Origin of the sequence: Streptomyces sp. NBC_00259 (assembly GCF_036181745.1) — a bacterium.
Classification (GTDB): Bacteria; Actinomycetota; Actinomycetes; order Streptomycetales; family Streptomycetaceae; genus Streptomyces; species Streptomyces pratisoli.
In genome coordinates, this window is record NZ_CP108080.1 from 257,847 (window position 1) to 274,178 (window position 16,332).

Annotated in this window: 12 protein-coding genes; 11 read left to right on the forward strand and 1 reads right to left on the reverse strand. The window is 71.6% G+C overall.

Features of this window, described 5'->3' with window-relative positions; all coding sequences use genetic code 11:
* Positions 1 to 134 precede the first annotated feature (134 nt).
* The 7 genes from OG766_RS01300 to OG766_RS01330 all read left to right on the forward strand — a co-directional run bounded on the left by OG766_RS01300 (position 135) and on the right by OG766_RS01330 (position 8,493).
* On the forward strand, positions 135 to 1,493 hold the full coding sequence (locus OG766_RS01300) for an ABC transporter substrate-binding protein (RefSeq protein WP_328724319.1): 1,359 nt from the start codon (positions 135 to 137) through the stop codon (positions 1,491 to 1,493).
* A complete protein-coding gene (locus OG766_RS01305) occupies positions 1,490 to 2,455 on the forward strand; it encodes a carbohydrate ABC transporter permease (RefSeq protein WP_266377563.1) in 966 nt (321 codons plus the stop codon). The genes OG766_RS01300 and OG766_RS01305 overlap by 4 nt, the downstream gene beginning before the upstream one ends.
* On the forward strand, positions 2,452 to 3,321 hold the full coding sequence (locus tag OG766_RS01310) for a carbohydrate ABC transporter permease (protein WP_328724320.1): 870 nt from the start codon (positions 2,452 to 2,454) through the stop codon (positions 3,319 to 3,321). The genes OG766_RS01305 and OG766_RS01310 overlap by 4 nt, the downstream gene beginning before the upstream one ends.
* Complete coding sequence (locus OG766_RS01315) at positions 3,318 to 4,310, forward strand: zinc-dependent alcohol dehydrogenase family protein (protein WP_328724321.1); 993 nt, start codon at positions 3,318 to 3,320, stop codon at positions 4,308 to 4,310. Before OG766_RS01310 ends, OG766_RS01315 begins: the two co-directional genes overlap by 4 nt.
* Positions 4,307 to 5,317 carry a PfkB family carbohydrate kinase gene (locus tag OG766_RS01320; RefSeq protein ID WP_328724322.1) on the forward strand — a complete coding sequence of 337 codons (1,011 nt, stop codon included), beginning with the start codon at positions 4,307 to 4,309 and terminating at the stop codon, positions 5,315 to 5,317. Before OG766_RS01315 ends, OG766_RS01320 begins: the two co-directional genes overlap by 4 nt.
* 186 nt (positions 5,318 to 5,503) lie before the next feature.
* Positions 5,504 to 6,862 carry a cytochrome P450 gene (locus OG766_RS01325; protein WP_328724323.1) on the forward strand — a complete coding sequence of 453 codons (1,359 nt, stop codon included), beginning with the start codon at positions 5,504 to 5,506 and terminating at the stop codon, positions 6,860 to 6,862.
* A gap of 149 nt (positions 6,863 to 7,011) precedes the next feature.
* A complete protein-coding gene (locus OG766_RS01330; RefSeq protein WP_328724324.1) occupies positions 7,012 to 8,493 on the forward strand; it encodes a PP2C family protein-serine/threonine phosphatase in 1,482 nt (493 codons plus the stop codon).
* A gap of 131 nt (positions 8,494 to 8,624) precedes the next feature.
* Here OG766_RS01330 and OG766_RS01335 read toward each other — a convergent pair whose 3' ends face one another.
* Complete coding sequence (locus OG766_RS01335) at positions 8,625 to 10,118, reverse strand: DNA-binding protein NsdB (RefSeq protein ID WP_266377521.1); 1,494 nt, start codon at positions 10,116 to 10,118, stop codon at positions 8,625 to 8,627.
* Between the two features lie 232 nt (positions 10,119 to 10,350).
* On the opposite strand from OG766_RS01335, the gene OG766_RS01340 reads away from it, so the two are divergent.
* The 4 genes from OG766_RS01340 to OG766_RS01355 all read left to right on the forward strand — a co-directional run bounded on the left by OG766_RS01340 (position 10,351) and on the right by OG766_RS01355 (position 16,225).
* Complete coding sequence (locus OG766_RS01340) at positions 10,351 to 11,469, forward strand: aminoglycoside phosphotransferase family protein (RefSeq protein ID WP_266377518.1); 1,119 nt, start codon at positions 10,351 to 10,353, stop codon at positions 11,467 to 11,469.
* Between the two features lie 304 nt (positions 11,470 to 11,773).
* A complete protein-coding gene (locus tag OG766_RS01345) occupies positions 11,774 to 12,664 on the forward strand; it encodes a universal stress protein (RefSeq protein ID WP_328724325.1) in 891 nt (296 codons plus the stop codon).
* Positions 12,665 to 12,853: 189 nt separating this feature from the next.
* Positions 12,854 to 14,053 carry an ROK family transcriptional regulator gene (locus OG766_RS01350; RefSeq protein ID WP_328724326.1) on the forward strand — a complete coding sequence of 400 codons (1,200 nt, stop codon included), beginning with the start codon at positions 12,854 to 12,856 and terminating at the stop codon, positions 14,051 to 14,053.
* Positions 14,054 to 14,317: 264 nt separating this feature from the next.
* Positions 14,318 to 16,225 carry an N-acetylmuramoyl-L-alanine amidase gene (locus OG766_RS01355; protein WP_328724327.1) on the forward strand — a complete coding sequence of 636 codons (1,908 nt, stop codon included), beginning with the start codon at positions 14,318 to 14,320 and terminating at the stop codon, positions 16,223 to 16,225.
* Positions 16,226 to 16,332: the final 107 nt, after the last annotated feature.

Sequence of the window (16,332 nt, forward strand, 5' to 3'; positions counted from 1 at the left end):
CCAACTCCCGCCCGTTCCTGCCTGTTCCTACCCCTTCCCACCCGTTCCTGCCCTTCCTGCCCGCTCGCAGCACACCACCCGCCGGACGAGCCGCCCCTGGGCATCTCCGGCATGCCCGAAACAAGGAGAGAATCATGACTCTGAGGCAGCGACCCTCGCGCATACCCGTCCGGCTGGGGGCCCTCGCGGCCGTCGCGGCGCTCCTCGCGGGATGCGCGGGCGCCGGCGGCGGAACGTCCGGCGACGGTGAGGCCCTCAACGTCCTGATGGTGAACAACCCGCAGATGGTGCAGTTGCAGAAACTGACCGCGGATCACTTCACCAGGAGCACCGGCATCGAGGTCCACTTCACGGTGCTGCCGGAGAACGAGGTCCGCGACAAGATCAGCCAGGACTTCTCCAACCAGGCGGGCCAGTACGACATCGCCACCATCAGCAACTACGAGGTGCCGTTCTACGCGAAGAACGGCTGGCTGCACCCGCTGGATCCGTACGTCGCCAAGGACAAGGCCTTCGACCAGGACGACATCCTGGAGCCGCTCTCCGAGTCGCTGACGGCCGCGGACGGCAAGCTCTACGCCGAGCCGTTCTACGGCGAGTCGTCGTTCCTCATGTACCGCAAGGACGTCTTCGCGGCCAAGGGTCTGACGATGCCGCCGAAGCCGACCTGGCAGCAGGTCGCCGACCTCGCGGCGAAGGCCGACGGGGCCGAGAAGGGCATGAAGGGCATCTGTCTGCGCGGGCTGCCCGGCTGGGGCGAGGTGATGGCGCCGCTGACGACGGTCGTCAACACCATGGGCGGCACCTGGTTCACCAAGGACTGGAAGGCGCAGCTCACCTCTCCCGAGTTCACCAGGGCCACCGAGTTCTACGTCCGGCTCGTGCGCGAGCACGGCGAGGCGGGCGCGGCGCAGTCCGGGTACGCCGAGTGCCTCAACAACATGACGCAGGGCAAGTCGGCGATGTGGTACGACGCCACGGCCGGCGCCGGGTCGCTGGAGGCCGCGAACTCCCCCGTCAAGGGCAGGATCGGGTACGTACCGGCGCCCGTGGACCGGACCGAGAGCTCCGGCTGGCTCTACACCTGGGCCTTCGGCATGCAGAAGGCCTCCAAGAAGGCCGACAACGCCTGGAAGTTCATCTCCTGGGCGTCCGGCAAGGAGTACGAGAAGCTGGTCGGGAAGCAGGTCGGATGGTCCGACGTGCCGGCCGGGAAGCGGAGTTCGACGTACGCCGATCCGGAGTACCGCAAGGCCGCCGCCGCTTTCGCCGACGTCACCAAGCAGGCCATCGACGCCGCCGACCCCGTGAACCCCGGGGTGCAGCCGCGCCCGGCCGCGGGCATCCAGTTCGTCGGCATCCCCGAGTTCACCGACCTCGGAACGAAGGTGTCCCAGGAGATCAGCGCCGCGATCGCGGGCCGCAAGTCGGTGCCCGAGGCGCTGGCCGCCTCGCAGAAGCTGGCCGAGAAGGTCGCCGAGGAGTACCGGTGAGCACGTCGGTCGGGACGGCCCCGAAGGTGTCGTCCGCACGCGCGGCGGCCCCCGTACGTCCGCGGGGCGGCCTGCGGGCCTGGGCCACCCGCGCCCCGCTGCTGCCCGCCCTGGTCTTCCTCGTCGCCGTCACCCAGTTGCCGTTCGTGGCGACGCTGGTGATCTCGCTCTTCGACTGGAACTCGTACGATCCCGATGCCCGCCGGTTCACCGGACTGTCGAACTACGCGACCGTGGTCACCGACCCCGCGCTCCAGGAGTCCGTGCTGACGACGGTGCTCCTCACCGCCTCCGTCGTGATCGTGAGCGTGGTCCTCGGGCTCGGCCTGGCGCTGCTGCTTGACCGGGCCTTCTTCGGCCGCGGCTTCGTCCGCACGCTGCTGATCACCCCGTTCCTGCTCGTGCCGGTCTCCGCGGCACTGCTGTGGAAGCACGTGCTGTACAACCCGGAGTACGGGTTGCTCAACGGCGCCTGGGCATGGGTCGCGGGGCTTTTCGGGGACACGGATCCGGCGCAGCCGGACTGGATCTCCGGCATGCCGCTCGTCGCGGTCGAGGCGGCACTGGTGTGGCAGTGGACACCGTTCATGATGCTCATCCTGCTCGCCGGGCTGCAGAGCCGGCCCGGCGAGATGGTCGAGGCCGCCCGGCTGGACGGTGCGAACAGCCTGCAGATCTTCCGCTATCTGACGCTGCCTCATCTGCGCCGGTATCTGGAACTCGGCGTACTGCTCGGCTCGATCTACATCGTGCAGCACTTCGACGCGGTGTTCACGATCACCTCCGGGGGCCTCGGCACGGCCAACCTCCCGTACACGATCTACCAGACCTTCTACAAAGCTCATGAGTACGGGCTCGCGTCCGCGGCGGGCGTGGTCGTCGTGATCGGCACGATGGTGCTCGCGACGTTCGCGCTGCGCGTGGTCTCGTCCCTCTTCCGTGAGGAGGCGAACCGAGCATGACGAACACCACGGTCACCGCCAGGGCCACCGACGGGATCGCGCGGCGCGCGCGGCGGCGGTCCACGGCGCTGGGGCTGCTCGCCTGGGTGGTGGGGCTCGGCTTCTGTCTGCCGGCCGGCTGGATGCTCCTCACGTCCTTCCACTCGGAACAGGACGCGGCGGCCAACCCGCCCGCGCTCGGCGCCGCGCTGACCCTCGACGGCTACCGGTCGTTCTTCGAACGCGGCGGCGACGGCCCCTGGCCGCCGCTCATCAACTCGGCGACGGCGGCGGTGCTCTCCACCGTGCTGGTGCTCCTGCTGGCCCTGCCCGCGGCGTACGCGCTGTCGATCCGGCCGGTGCGCAAGTGGACGGACGTGATGTTCTTCTTCCTGTCCACGAAGATGCTGCCGGTCGTCGCCGGACTGCTGCCCGTCTATCTGTTCGCCAGGAACACGGGGCTGCTGGACAACATCTGGCTGCTGGTCCTGCTCTACACCTCGATGAACCTGCCGATCGCCGTCTGGATGATGCAGTCGTTCCTGGCCGACGTGCCGGTGTCGATCATCGAGGCCGCGCGGGTCGACGGGGCACGGCTGCCGACGGTGCTGGGCCGGGTGGTGGCGCCGATCGCCGGTCCCGGTATCGCGGCGACCGCCCTGATCTGCTTCATCTTCAGCTGGAACGAGCTGCTCTTCGCGGGCGTGCTCACCGGGGTCGTGGCGCAGACCGCTCCCGTCTTCCTCACCGGATTCGTCACCAGCGAGGGCTTGTTCCTGGCCCAGCTGTGCGCCGCGTCCGTCGTGGTGTCCCTGCCGGTGCTGGCCGCCGGTTACGCCGCCCAGGACAAGCTCGTCCAGGGCCTTTCCCTTGGAGCCGTCAAATGAGGGCCGCGATCGTCGAAGCCCCCGGCAAGGTGTCCGTCACCACCGTTCCCGACCCGGCCCCGGGCCCCCGAGACGTCGTGGTGGAGGTCGCGTCGTGCGGGCTGTGCGGCACCGATCTGCACATCCTGCAGGGCGAGTTCGCGCCGACGCTGCCGATCGTGCCCGGCCATGAGTTCGCCGGCACGGTCGTGGCTGCCGGGGCGGACGTCACCGAACTCACGGTGGGCGACCGGGTCGCGGTCGACCCGTCCCTGCCCTGCCACGAGTGCCGCTACTGCCGGGCCGGACGCGGCAACCTCTGCGACCGCTGGCGAGCGATCGGCGTCACGGACCCGGGCGGCGCGGCCGAGTTCGCCGTGGCACCGGTGGCGAACTGCGTACGGCTGCCGGAGCACATCGACGTCCGGGACGCGGCGCTGATCGAGCCGCTCTCGTGCGCCGTACGCGGATACGACGTCCTCAGCGGCACGCTCGGCGCACAGGTGCTGATCTACGGCTCAGGGACGATGGGGCTGATGATGCTGGAACTCGCCAAGCGCACCGGCGCCGCGGGGGTCGACGTCCTGGACATCAATGCGGAGCGGCTCGCCACCGCGAAGCAGCTGGGCTGCTCCGAGGCGGCTGCCTCGGCGCGGGAGCTGGCGCGTGCGGATGAGGGCTGGGACGTGGTGATCGACGCGACCGGGAACGCCGGGGCGATCCAGGACGGGCTCGGCCGGGTCGCCAAGGGCGGCACGTTCCTCCAGTTCGGCGTGAGCGACTACGCGACGACGGCGGTGATCGAGCCGTACCGCATCTACAACCAGGAGATCACCATCACGGGTTCGATGGCGGTGCTGCACAGCTATGAACGGGCGGCGGCGCTGTTCGCGACCGGTGTGCTCGACCCGTCGATCTTCATCAGCGACCGGCTGCCGCTGGAGCGGTATCCGCAGGCGATCGACCGGTTCCGCGCCGGACAGGGCCGCAAGATCGTGGTGGAGCCGTGAGCGACGGTGCCGGATCGGTCCTCGTGCTGGGTGAGGCGCTCATCGACCTCGTGCCGGACGACCGTCTGCCGGCGTTGCGGCACGCCCAGCCCGGCGGTGCGCCGGCGAACGTCGCCGTGGGGCTGGCGCGGCTCGGCACGCCCGCGGTGTTCGCGGGCGGCGTCGGCGGCGACACGTTCGGCCGGACCGTGGAGGACTGGATGCGGTCGGCGGGCGTCGACACCGGGCTGTGCGCCCGCTCGCCGCTGCCGACCGCGCTGGCGGTGGCCGATCCCGGCCCCGACGGCACGGGCTACCACTTCCATCTGCGGGACACGGCCACGTTCCGGCTGCCGGAGGTGACGGCGGAGCTGGTGTCCGGCTTCGGCGCCGTCTACGCGGGCGGGCTGGCCGCCGTCGTCGAGCCTGCGGCCGGTGCGGTCGCGGCGGCGGCCCGCGAGGCGGCAGGTCACGGGCTGCTGGTGGTCGACCCCAATGTGCGCGAGGCCACGGACGGCGGCGGCGCGTCGCTGAGGGAACTGTGCGCCCTCGCCCACGTCGTGAAGGCGAGCGACGAGGACCTGGCGCGCCTCTGGCCGGGCGCGGACCCGTCCGCGTCGGCCGGCAGGCTGGCGGCGCAGGGGCGGCTGGTCGTCATGACCCGCGGGGCGCTCGGCAGTACGGCGTTCCTTCCGTCCGCCGCCCAGGTGTCCGTACCGGCCGTGCCGGTCGAGGTGGTCAACACCATCGGCGCCGGGGACGCGTTCATGGCGGCGGTGCTGGCCTGGCTCGGCGCCGCCGGGCTGCTGCGCCGCGGGGGTCCGGCCGGGCTCGGGCCCGACCGGGCCGGGGCGATGCTCTCGTACGCCGCCGGCGTGGCCGCGGCGGTGTGCGGACAGAGCGGCGGGTGCGTGCCCCCGTACACGCACCCGCCGCTCGGCCCGCCCGCCTCGCCGCCCAAGGAGCCCTCCCCGGGCGGTGAGGCGGAGGTACGGTCGGGAGGAGTCTCCGGTCGCGGATGGGCATGACCAGTACCAGGGAGTACTCGTCAGCTCAGTGAAGCCGTGCATGGTGCGTCCCCCGTCGCCCTGCCGTCGTGCCATGCGGTCTTGGTACGCCTGACGGTCACTCCTGGCAGAGTGGTCGTACGCGTGTCGCGTACGCGAAGACGCCGCCGGGCTGCCCGGCGGTTCACGGCTCGGGGAGGCATCGGGATGACCGCAGAAGCCGCAGTGCCCGGACGGGACACGGTCGTAGCCGGCCCGCGCCGGCTGCCGGGGCTCGGGAATCTGCCCGCGTTCGCCCGTGACCCGCTCGGCTTCTTCGTGCGGCTGCGCGGCTGCGGGGATGTCGTGGAGTGGCGCCTCGGGCCGCAGCGGGCCCTGTTCATCTCGCGTCCCGAGCACATCGGCGAACTCCTCACGGGCATCGAGACGGTGTTCCGCCACCCGGAACTCGGCTGGGCGTTCAAGCTGGTCCTCGGGGACGGGGTGGTGACGTCGGAAGGGCCGGCCTGGCGGCGCAAGCGGGCGCTCGTACAGCCCGCGGTGCGGCCCCGGCAGGTGCGGTCGTACGCCCGGACGATGGTGGAGTGCGCCGCCGAACTCGCGCACGCCTGGCAGCCGGGGCAGAGCATCGACGTGCGGCGGGAGATGCTGGCGCTCACCCAGCGGATCGCCGTACGCACGCTCTTCGGCAGCGACACGGCCGGCCGGGAGGACGTGATCGGGTCGGCCATGGACGTGGCGCAGCGGGCGATCGGCGACGAGTTCAGGGGGCTCACGCTGTTTCTGCCGCCCTGGGTGCCGACGCCGGGACGACGCAGGCTGCGCAGGGCCGTGGCGGTGATCGACGCCGAGGTGGGGCGGGTGACCGGGGAGCGGCGGCGCGATGGCGAGGACAGGGACGACCTGCTGAGCAGGCTGCTGGCGGCCCGCGACGAGGAGGGCGGGCCCCTGTCGGACAAGGAGGTGCGCGACGAGGCGGTGACGCTCTACATCGGCGGCCACGAGACCACCGGGACGACGCTCACCTGGGCCTGGTACCTGCTGTCCCGGAACCCGGTGGCCCGTGCGCGGCTCGCCGAGGAACTGAAGCAGGTTCTCGCGGGCCGTACGCCCGACTTCGACGATCTGCGTCAACTTCCGTACACCGAGCAGGTGGTGAAGGAGACCCTGCGGCTGTTCCCTCCGGTGTGGCTGATGACGGGCATAGCGAAGGAGGGTTCGGAACTGGGCGGGCTGCCGGTTCCGGAAGGGACGGTCGTGTGGTCCAGCCAGTGGAGCGCGCACCGGGATCCGCGCTGGTTCCCCGACCCGGAGGCGTTCCGGCCCGAACGGTGGGACGCGGACGCCGTGCCCGGGATACCGGATCACGCCTGGTTCCCGTTCGGCGGGGGCGCCCGGGCCTGTCTGGGGGCACGGTTCGCGATGGTGGAGGCGGTGCTGGTGCTGGCGACGCTGGCGCAGCGTTTCCATGTCGACGCCGGGCCGGGCGAGGTGGCGCCGAGGACGGGCCTGACGCTGCAGCCGGACTCCGCGGTACGCGCGGTGCTCCGCCCCGTGGAAGGGTGACGAACCCCCGCCGGGCCAACGGCATATGCCGGATGCACCACCGTATCGAGTGTTGCCAAATCCCTTACGTGCCATCGCTCCCTGTGCAACAGTCGTAACCGGTCCATTCCTTGAGACCTGGACATGCCGCGCCTGCATCGGAGTACGACATGCCGTCCCATCTGTTCGCGGACCGCCCCGCCCCGCAGCCGCCGGGGCGCGGCTCGGTGGACGAGTTGATCTCGCAGACCCGCCGCCTGCGCGGGGACGTGGACGCGGTCCGGCGTGACGCGGTGATGGACGAGGACGACCCGCAGGGACGCTGGCAGCGGGCACTGTGCGATCTGGCCGTGCATCAGCTCGATGATCTCGGCACGCACTTGGGCCAGCTCAAGGAGGGCATCCCGGCGTCGGCGGACCTGATCGACGGGCCGGGACCGGAAGAGTTCGGCACCGGCACGGAAGCCTTCGGCACGGAGGAGCCCGGACCGTACGAGCACGTGGCCGAGCACACCGGTTCGCTGCTCAGCCGGGTCGGCAGCGCGGAGTGGAATCTACTGACGGACGAGGTCGTCTGGTCGGAGGAGCTGTACCAGATCTTCGGCCGGTCGGCGGAGAACGGTCCGATGTCGCTGGACGAGCTGCCGTCCATGGTGTTCGCCGAGGACCAGGGGCTGCTCACCGCGATGGTGACGGACTGCCTCATCGACGGAAGGCCGATCGACGGGGAGTTCCGGATCGTCTGTAGCGACGGCCGGGTCCGCACGCTCCACATGATGGGCGAGCCGGTCCTCGACGCCGACGGCTGCACCGCGTCGATGTGGGCCGTCTTACGAGACGTCAGCGAGCTGCGCCGCACACAGCGCGCCGTACGCGAATCGCGCGACACGCTCGCCCGTCGACAGCATCTCGACCTGACCGAGCGCCGTATCGCGATGGAGATGCAGGAAGCGGTGCTGCCGCCGTGGCGCGGTCCGCTCGCACTCCCCGAGGACGGCCCCACGGCGCTGGATCTGGCGGGCCAGTACCTGCCGTCCGCGAGCAGTGCGCTGATCGGCGGCGACTGGTTCGACGCGCTGGAACTCCCGGGCGACCGGATGCTGTTGAGCGTCGGCGACCTGACCGGCCACGGCGTGACCGCGACGTCCACGATGGCCATGCTGCTCGGCGCCCTGCGCGGGATGGCCGTGGCCGGCATCCGGCCCGGCGCCCTGATGGGCCATCTCAACCAGCTGCTGGACTCGTCGGCGCAGCCGGCCCTCGGCAGCGCGGTGTGCTGCCACTACGATCCGGACAGCCGGATGCTGTCCTGGGCGCAGGCGGGACACCCCGCCCCGCTGCTGTTCCGCGGCGGGACGGGGCAGATGCTGACACAGCCGGACGGGGTGCTCCTCGGGGCGACCACCGGAGCCGAGTACGAGCAGGCGGAGGTCGGGCTGCTGCCCGGGGATCTGCTGGTGTTGCACACGGACGGTCTGACCAGGAGCGCGGGCGCCTACGACGGGTCCGGAGCGGACCGACTCCTCGCTCTCGCCCCCCGCTTCGACGCCTCCCGGAGCGCACAGGAGTGCGTGCGGTTGATCGTCGAAGAGTTCGGTGGGAACGAGCGTCAGGACGACGCCTGCGTGATGGTCGCCAGGATCAGCGGCTAGGGGGACACCCCCTAGACCGGACAGACCCGTGGTTCCCGGGCAGGCGGCGCTTCCGGGCTCCTGCTCAGCTCTCCGTGTCGATTACGTGCGTGAAGGCGTGCATACCCTGGGTTCCGGCGTGTTGGGTGCCTTCAGATCTCCCTGTTCCGCGAGCGCTTGGTCGGGCTGTTGGGCAGGGCGATCTGGATCTCCTCGCGGAGGTCCTCGATCTTCGCGTAGCCGGAGTACTGTCCGGTGAGCCGGTACATCTCACGCAGCCGGTCCCAGGTGCGGTGCGACGAGGTCTCCCCCATCGACACCAGCGCCAGCCGGGCGTACCGGTCGGCCTGCTCCGGGTCGTCGGCGATGAAGCAGGCCGACGCCATGGAGATGTAGTCGAAGATCTTCGACCGCTGGCGGCCGCCCTCCCGCAGTTGCAGCGCCTGCCTGGCGTGGCGCTGTGCGGTGTTCGCGGCGGCGGGCTCGTGCTCGGCGAGGGTGCGGTAGGCGAGGGCCTGCATACCGTGCAGGTCCGCCTCGTCGAACATCTGCATCCAGCTGGGCGGTGGCACATCGCCCTTGTCGGAGACGAAGAGCTCCTCGGCCTCGCCGAGGGTGCGGCGCATGGCCTGGCCGCGGCCCATGGCGGCCTGTGCCCAGGCCTCGATGGTGCGCAGCATCGCGTAGGTACGCGGCAGGATCTCCTCGCCCGAGCCGGTCTTGGCGAGCTTCATCAGGTCGAGGGCGTCGTCCGGGCGGCCGAGATGCACCATCTGGCGGGCGGCCCGGGAGAGTGCTTCGCCGGCGCGAGGACGGTCGCCGCCCTCACGGGCCGCGTGGGCGGCGATGACGAAGTACTTCTGTGCGGTGGGTTCGAGGCCGACGTCGTGGGACATCCAGCCGGCGAGGACGGCGAGGTTGGCGGCGACGCCCCACAGGCGCCGCTGGAGGTGATCGGGGTGATGGAAGGCGAGCATGCCGCCCACTTCGTTGAGCTGGCCCACGACCGCCTTGCGCTGGAGCCCGCCACCGCGGGCCGCGTCCCAGGCCCGGAACACTTCGACGGAGCGTTCCAGTGCCTCGATCTCCTGCGACCCGATGGGGGCGGCCTCATAGCGGTCGAACCCAGCGGGGTCGGCGTGCAGGGGGTCGTGGAGGCGAGGGGCGTCGGAGGCGAGTGCGGGGTCGGATTGCAGCCAGTCGTGCATGGCGCTGCTGAGTGCGGAGCCTGCGGCGAGCGCGGCGCCCGCGCCCACCAAGCCGCGTCGGTTGAGCATGAGGTCCATTCCCGTGAATTCGGTGAGGACCGCCGCCGTACGTTCGGGCGCCCAGGGCAGGCCGTCGGGGTTCTTGGTACCGCCGACGTCCCGCCTTTTTCCCGTGCGTCCGTGCCGTACGAACCCGAGGTCCTCGATGGTCACGACACGGCCGAGTCGCTCGGTGAACAAAGCTGCCAGCACTCTGGGCACGGGATCGCGCGGGGTCTCCCCCATGTCGATCCAGCGCCGGACCCGCGAGGTGTCGGTCGCCAGCTGCGGATGGCCCATGGCCGCCGCCTGCCGGTTCACGAGCCGCGCGAGTTCGCCCTTGGACCAGCCGGCGAGGCCGAACAGATCTGCCAGGCGGGTGTTGGGTTCTCCGGTCACGTCAAGCCCCCAGGTTCTCGGCTGAGTTGACAGTAACCCCCTGTCAGATGCGTTGCGACTATTCGCCAGGGTTCGCCAGGGTCCGCCAGATGGTGTGCCACCCGCGATCCGGTGTCAGGTAGGAACGCGCCACCCCGCCCCGGGACCCGAGAGCATTCCCCAGGGTGCCGAAGGCTTCCGGGGCAGGGCCGCGCACATGACTTGCCGGCACACGAAGGGATCTGTATCTCCCATGTACACAGCATCGTCCTCCGTGTCCGCCCCGCCCCGCCCGCAGCGTTCCCTGCAGGCCGGCGGCGGGCCGTTTCTCGATCCCTCCCCCACCGGCCGGGCCCGGCGGTGGCCGGGGGCGGTCGGTCAACCGCTCAGCGGGCGAATCGACTTGTCAGGCCCTCAGGGCGCGCAGCTGCGGATGGCGATCGCGTCCGTGCACCGCATCTGTCCGGAGTTCAATCCGGTCCAGGTGCTGCGCAGGAGCGGCCGCTCGGTGCTCCTGGTCGGTACGACGGGACGCACCACGGCCGTGGCCAAGTGCTTACTGGATCAGTCGCCGGTGTGGACCGAGCGGTTCAGGCACGAAATAGCTGCATATCGTGCGTTCGTCCGGCACCGCCCGCCGGTGCGTGTGCCTCGGCTCATCGCCGCGGACCCGGACAACTGCACGCTCGTCGTCGAGCGGATGCCGGGCCGTCCGGCGGCCCTCGCCCGGCACCCTTCCGAGGCTCCGCCGCGTGCGGACGTCCGGGCGGCGCTGGGAGCGATCGTCCGGCTCAACTCGTGGCGACCGCCGGCCGGAATGTTCGACGCACCGCTGGACTACGCGTCGCGGATCGCCCGTTACCACGAGCTGGGGCTGTTCACGGACCGTGATCTCGGCGATCTGCAGAAGCTGCTGCACGGACTGGCGCATACGGGCGGCCGGCAGGGCGTGGGCCAGTTCTGTCACGGTGACGCGCTGCTGTCGAACATCCTGCTGGCGCCGACGGGTCCGGTGCTGGTCGACTGGGAGCACGCGGGCTGGTATCTGCCGGGCTACGACCTCGCGACGCTCTGGGCCGTCCTGGGCGACGCCCCGGTGACGCGGCGCCAGATCAGCCAGCTGGCACAGCAGTCGGGTCCCGCGACGCGGGACGCGTTCCTGGTGAACCTGATGCTGGTGCTCACCCGGGAGATCCGGACGTACGAGACCGCGGTGCAGCGGACCATGCGGGACGCGGCTCCGGCCGGGACCGTACAGCCCCAGCACGGAGCGATCTCGTCCGGGGAGGAGCAGCGGCTGCTGTTGCGGCGGCTGCACGATGACTGCGCGCTGGCACGGCGGGCCGTGCGCGCTGCGGTCGGCACTCGCTGACCGTCAACGGCGGCCGGTGGTCCGAAGGGGGCTGGTGCGCCCGGGGGCCGAGCGAGCCGTGAAGGGGGAAGAGCGCTGCGCGCCCAGTGCCGACACACTGGACGCGCAGCGCTCTGTTGGTGCCGGCGTGGCTGGTCCGCCGGTGCTTCCGTGACTGGTCCGCCCGGCGGTCGACGAGCCTCGCTCGGGCGGTTGCCCGGCCTGGGGCCAGGTGTGGGGAGAGCGCGAACGGGGAACCCGAATCCGGTCGCATTCGGCCGCAGGTCGTGGCCGTGCCTCTCGACCGGACGGAGACTCACCCCCCATGGCCCGACCCATCACCGTAGGAGTGGACGGATCACCGGAGAGCCTGGCCGCGACGGGCTGGGCGGCTCGTGAAGCCACGCTCCGCGGGCTCCCCCTCCGTATCGTGCACGCCTGGCTGTGGCAGCCGTTGGACGTGCCGATCGTCCAGGACAGGGAGACGCAGGCACAGTCGGCCGACGGTGTGGTGCGCCAGGCCCAGGAGTATGTGGCCGAGCGGTACCCGGACCTGCCGGTCGGCGTCGAGGTGGTACCGGACACGGCGGTCTCCGCGCTGCTGAGCGAGGGCGAGCGCGCCGAGATGCTGGCCCTCGGATCCCGTGGCCACGGCGCGATCGTCGGCTTCCTCCTCGGCTCCTACGGTCAGCAGGTGATCGCCTCGGCCACGTGCCCCGTCGTCGCCGTCCGTGCCCAGGACGGGGAGGCACAGGATCAGAAGGAGGCGCGGCCGCAGGACGGCGGTGAGATCGTCGTGGGCCAGCACGGCTCGCCCGAGGACAGCGCGTCGGCTCTGGGCTTCGCCTTCGAGACCGCGGCCGCGCACGGCGCCACCGTGCGAGCGGTGCGGGCGTGGAGCCTGCCCTCCCTCTACGCCTACAGCCCGGGGTCGATGCACCTGGCCGACGAGGCGGGCGGGCTGGAACCGTACGAGAAGCAGGCGCTGGAGCAGGCGCTCGCGCCCTGGCGGGAGCGCTTCCGCCAGGTGCCGGTGAGGGAACACGTCGAGATCGGCAGCGCGGGGCAGGTGCTGCTGTCGGCGTCCGCCCGTGCGCGGCTGCTCGTGGTCGGCCGCCGGGCTCACCGCTCCCCCGTCGGTGCGCGGATCGGGTCCGTCGCCCATGCGGGGCTGCACCACGCACCCTGCCCCGTGGCGGTCGTACCGCCGGCCTGATCGCGGCCCGTGCAGCCGCCGCGGGGCGGGCGCGTCGGGCGCGGTGTCTGCGGAGCGATGTCGCGACGGCCCTTTGCGCCATCAAGGGTCCAAGCGGCGTTGCCGCCGGTCGAGTTGGCTGGGACTTGTGTCGATGGCCGAACAAGCGCTGTCTTGTGAGCGGCGGAAGTCCTCCCTATGGTTTCCGGCATGTCTTCGCCGACGGATCCCAGCTCCTCCGCCGTCCCGTACTCGCCCGGTGAGGTGCTCGCGCTGATCAGTTCCGGGGCCGCCGCGACCCGCGCCGACATCGCACGGATCACCGGGCTGGCCCGGTCCACGGTGTCCCAGCGGGTGGACGCGCTGATCGCCCACGGCTTCGTCGACGAGGACAACGCCGACGGCGGGTCGACGGGCGGAAGGCCCCCGCGCAGGCTCCAGTTGCGCACCGAGGAGCACGCGGTGGCGGGCGTGGACCTCGGAGCCTCGCACTGCCGGGTGGCGCTGATGGACGTCGGCGGCGCGATGCTGGCCACGCGGGAGGATCCGCTGTCGATCGCGGACGGGCCCGACGTGGTGCTGCGTCATGTGGAGCGCACCATGCACACGCTGCTCGGGGAGGCGGGCCGCGAGGCGGGGACGTTGCGGTCGATCGGCGTGGGGGTGCCGGGTCCTGTCGAGTTCTCGACGGGCCGCCCGGTGGACCCGCCGATCATGCCGGGCTGGCACCAGTACCCGATCCCGGAGTTCTTCGCGGCGGGCTTCGGTGTCCGCGCGCTGGTCGACAACGACGTCAACGTGATGGCGCTGGGCGAGCAGCGCCGTGCCTTCCCCGACACCCGTTTCCTGCTGTATCTGAAGGTGGGGACGGGCATCGGCTGCGGAATCATCGCGGACGGACGACTGCACCGTGGTGCGCGGGGCTGCGCCGGCGACATCGGGCACATCCGGGTCGGCGACCAGGAGGAGGAGTGCCGCTGCGGCAACTCCGGTTGTCTGGAGGCCGTCGCGGGCGGGGCCGCGCTGGCGGGGAGGCTGGCCGGACTCGGGCTGGAGGCGGCGTCGGGCAGCGATGTCGTCCGGCTGGTGAAGTCGGGCAACCGGGAAGCGGTCCGGATGGTGCGCGAGGCGGGGCGGGCGGTCGGCGAGGTGCTGGCGGGGCTGGTCAACTTCTTCAATCCGGACACGGTGGTGGTGGGCGGCGCCCTGGCCGCCGTACACGATCAGTTGCTGGCCGGCGTACGGGAGGCGGTGTACCGGCGGTCGCATCCCCTGGCGACGCATGTGCTGCGGATCGAGCCGAGCCGTACGGGTGAGAACGCGGCGGCGGTGGGTGCGGGGATCCTGGCGATCGAGCACGCCCTGTCGCCCGCTCAGGTGGACGGGCAACTGGCGAGGGCGATGGCCTGACGGGACGTCACCACGGCCTGCCGCACGGCTCCTCACCGGCGCGGCCGACCGGGCCGCGTCACGGTCATTGGTCCACGCCACTGACGCACCGCAGGCCGTCGGCCCCTCGTGCCTGGCGGTGAATTCCGCACCGTTGAGCCTCATTGACGGATCGTCCGGGAGCCGCTACCCCTGTACGGGTCCCTCGCGCACCACCCGTCACTGGAGGCTGCATTGCAGGCATCCGCCCTCGTACGACCGAGAAGCGCTCGTAGCCGGGGGGCGGTGGTCGCGGCGCTGCTGCTGACCCTGGTCTCGGCCGCTCCGTCCGCCACCGCGGAGCAGCCCGCGCCGTCCGGGGAACTGCAGCGCGCCTTCGCGGAGGCCGCGGCCGAGTACCGGGTGCCGCAGAGCGTGCTGCTCGGTGTCTCCTACCTGCAGTCCCGCTGGGACGGGCACGGCGGCGCCCCGAGTGTCACCGGTGGCTACGGCCCGATGCATCTGACGGACGCCAGGACGGCGCTGGCCGGAGCACCGCACCATTCGCACGGCTCGGAGGACGCCCGCGGGGACGCCGCGCGGGCACCGCGGACGAGCGACGCGACGGCGGTCGAGGACGGTGGGACGCTGCCCGCGCGGCTGCGGACGCTGGAGCGCGCCGCGCAGCTCACGGGTATCTCCCCCGAGCGGCTGCGCACGAGCCCCGCCGCGAACGTCCGTGGCGGGGCAGCCCTGCTCGCGGCCGCGCAGAAGCGTCTCGGCGGGCAGCCGAGCGATGACCCTGCGGACTGGTACGGGGCGGTGGCGCGGTTCTCCGGCGCCGACGACTCGGCGACCGCGAAGACGTACGCCGACGATGTGTACGACGTCATCCGCTCGGGCCAGAGCCGGACCACCGACAGCGGCCAGCGGGTGGCACTGCCGGCTGACGCCGGGCTGCGGCCGGACACGGCGACGGCCGACGGCCTCGGCCTGCGGACCGTCGACCAGGGGCTGACGGAGTGTCCGCGGTCCGTGGCGTGCGAGTGGATCCCGGCTCCGTACAAGGAGTTCGGCGCGGGCGACTACGGCAACCACGACAAGGGGAACCGTCCCGCGTCGCAGGCGGTCGAGTACATCGTCATCCATGACACCGAGGCGACCTGGGACACCACGCTCCAGCTGGTCCAGAACCCGGAGTACGTCTCGTGGCAGTACTCGCTGCGCTCCTCCGACGGGCATGTGGCGCAGCATCTGCGGCTGAAGGACGTCGGCTGGCACGCGGGCAACTGGTACGTCAACGCCAAGTCGGTCGGCCTGGAGCACGAGGGGTTCCTCGTCAGTCCCGACGCCTGGTACACGGAGGCGATGTACCGCAGCTCCGCCCGGCTGGTGCGCTATCTCGCCAAGCGCTACGACATCCCGCTGGACCGGCAGCACATCATCGGCCACGACAACGTGCCGGGCACGCTGCCCTCGACCATTGCCGGGATGCACACCGACCCGGGTCCGTACTGGGACTGGGCGCACTACTTCAACCTGCTGGGGCGGCCGCTCGTCCCGACCGCGGGCCCTGGCGCGTCCGTGGTGACGATCCGCCCGGACTACGACGACCACCGGCCGGTGTACACGAGCTGCGAGAAGCCCGGGGACACCTGCCCGGCGCACGGTTCGGGGGCGGTGCGGCTGCACACCGCGCCGAACGAGACGGCTCCGCTGGTCAGGGACGCCGGGCTGCGGCCGGGTGGCGAGGACTCCACGAACGGGGTCAACGACACGGGGGCACGGGCCTCGACGGGCCAGCAGTACGCGGTGGCGGAGCGGCGCGGTGACTGGACGGCCATCTGGTACCTGGGCCAGAAGGCGTGGTTCCACAATCCGCGCAAGGAGCCGACCGCGGTGGGCGCACGGGCATCGGTCGTCGCCCCGCGCGAGGGCCTGACGGAGGTGCCGGTGTACGGGCGGGCCTATCCGGAGGCCTCGGCGTACCCGGCGGGCGTGCCGGTGCAGGCGGTGACACCGCTGCCGTACAAGCTGTCGGCGGGGCAGGAGTACGTGACCGGGGGGCGGACTCCGGGCGAGTACTACTGGGCGACGACGTTCGACTCCTCCCACCACACGGTCGTTCGTGGCAAGGAGATGTACTACGAGATCCAGTTCGGGCACCGGGTCGCCTTCGTGAAGGCTGCGGACGTGCGCGTGCAGAGGCGGTAGACGGACGCGTGCAGAGGCGGTAGACGGGCGCCGGCCGGAGGTGGGCGCGGTGCTCGCGCGCGGCGGGTTCATCCGGACGGGTGATCACCGTGGTCGCGTGGTCCGGA

Coding starts and splice junctions, on each gene's coding strand:
- OG766_RS01300 (WP_328724319.1), top strand. CDS start 135: ATGACTCTGAGGCAGCGACCCTCGCGCATACCCGTCCGGCTGGGGGCC.
- OG766_RS01310 (WP_328724320.1), top strand. CDS start 2,452: ATGACGAACACCACGGTCACCGCCAGGGCCACCGACGGGATCGCGCGG.
- OG766_RS01315 (WP_328724321.1), top strand. CDS start 3,318: ATGAGGGCCGCGATCGTCGAAGCCCCCGGCAAGGTGTCCGTCACCACC.
- OG766_RS01325 (WP_328724323.1), top strand. CDS start 5,504: ATGACCGCAGAAGCCGCAGTGCCCGGACGGGACACGGTCGTAGCCGGC.
- OG766_RS01330 (WP_328724324.1), top strand. CDS start 7,012: ATGCCGTCCCATCTGTTCGCGGACCGCCCCGCCCCGCAGCCGCCGGGG.
- OG766_RS01340 (WP_266377518.1), top strand. CDS start 10,351: ATGTACACAGCATCGTCCTCCGTGTCCGCCCCGCCCCGCCCGCAGCGT.
- OG766_RS01345 (WP_328724325.1), top strand. CDS start 11,774: ATGGCCCGACCCATCACCGTAGGAGTGGACGGATCACCGGAGAGCCTG.
- OG766_RS01350 (WP_328724326.1), top strand. CDS start 12,854: ATGTCTTCGCCGACGGATCCCAGCTCCTCCGCCGTCCCGTACTCGCCC.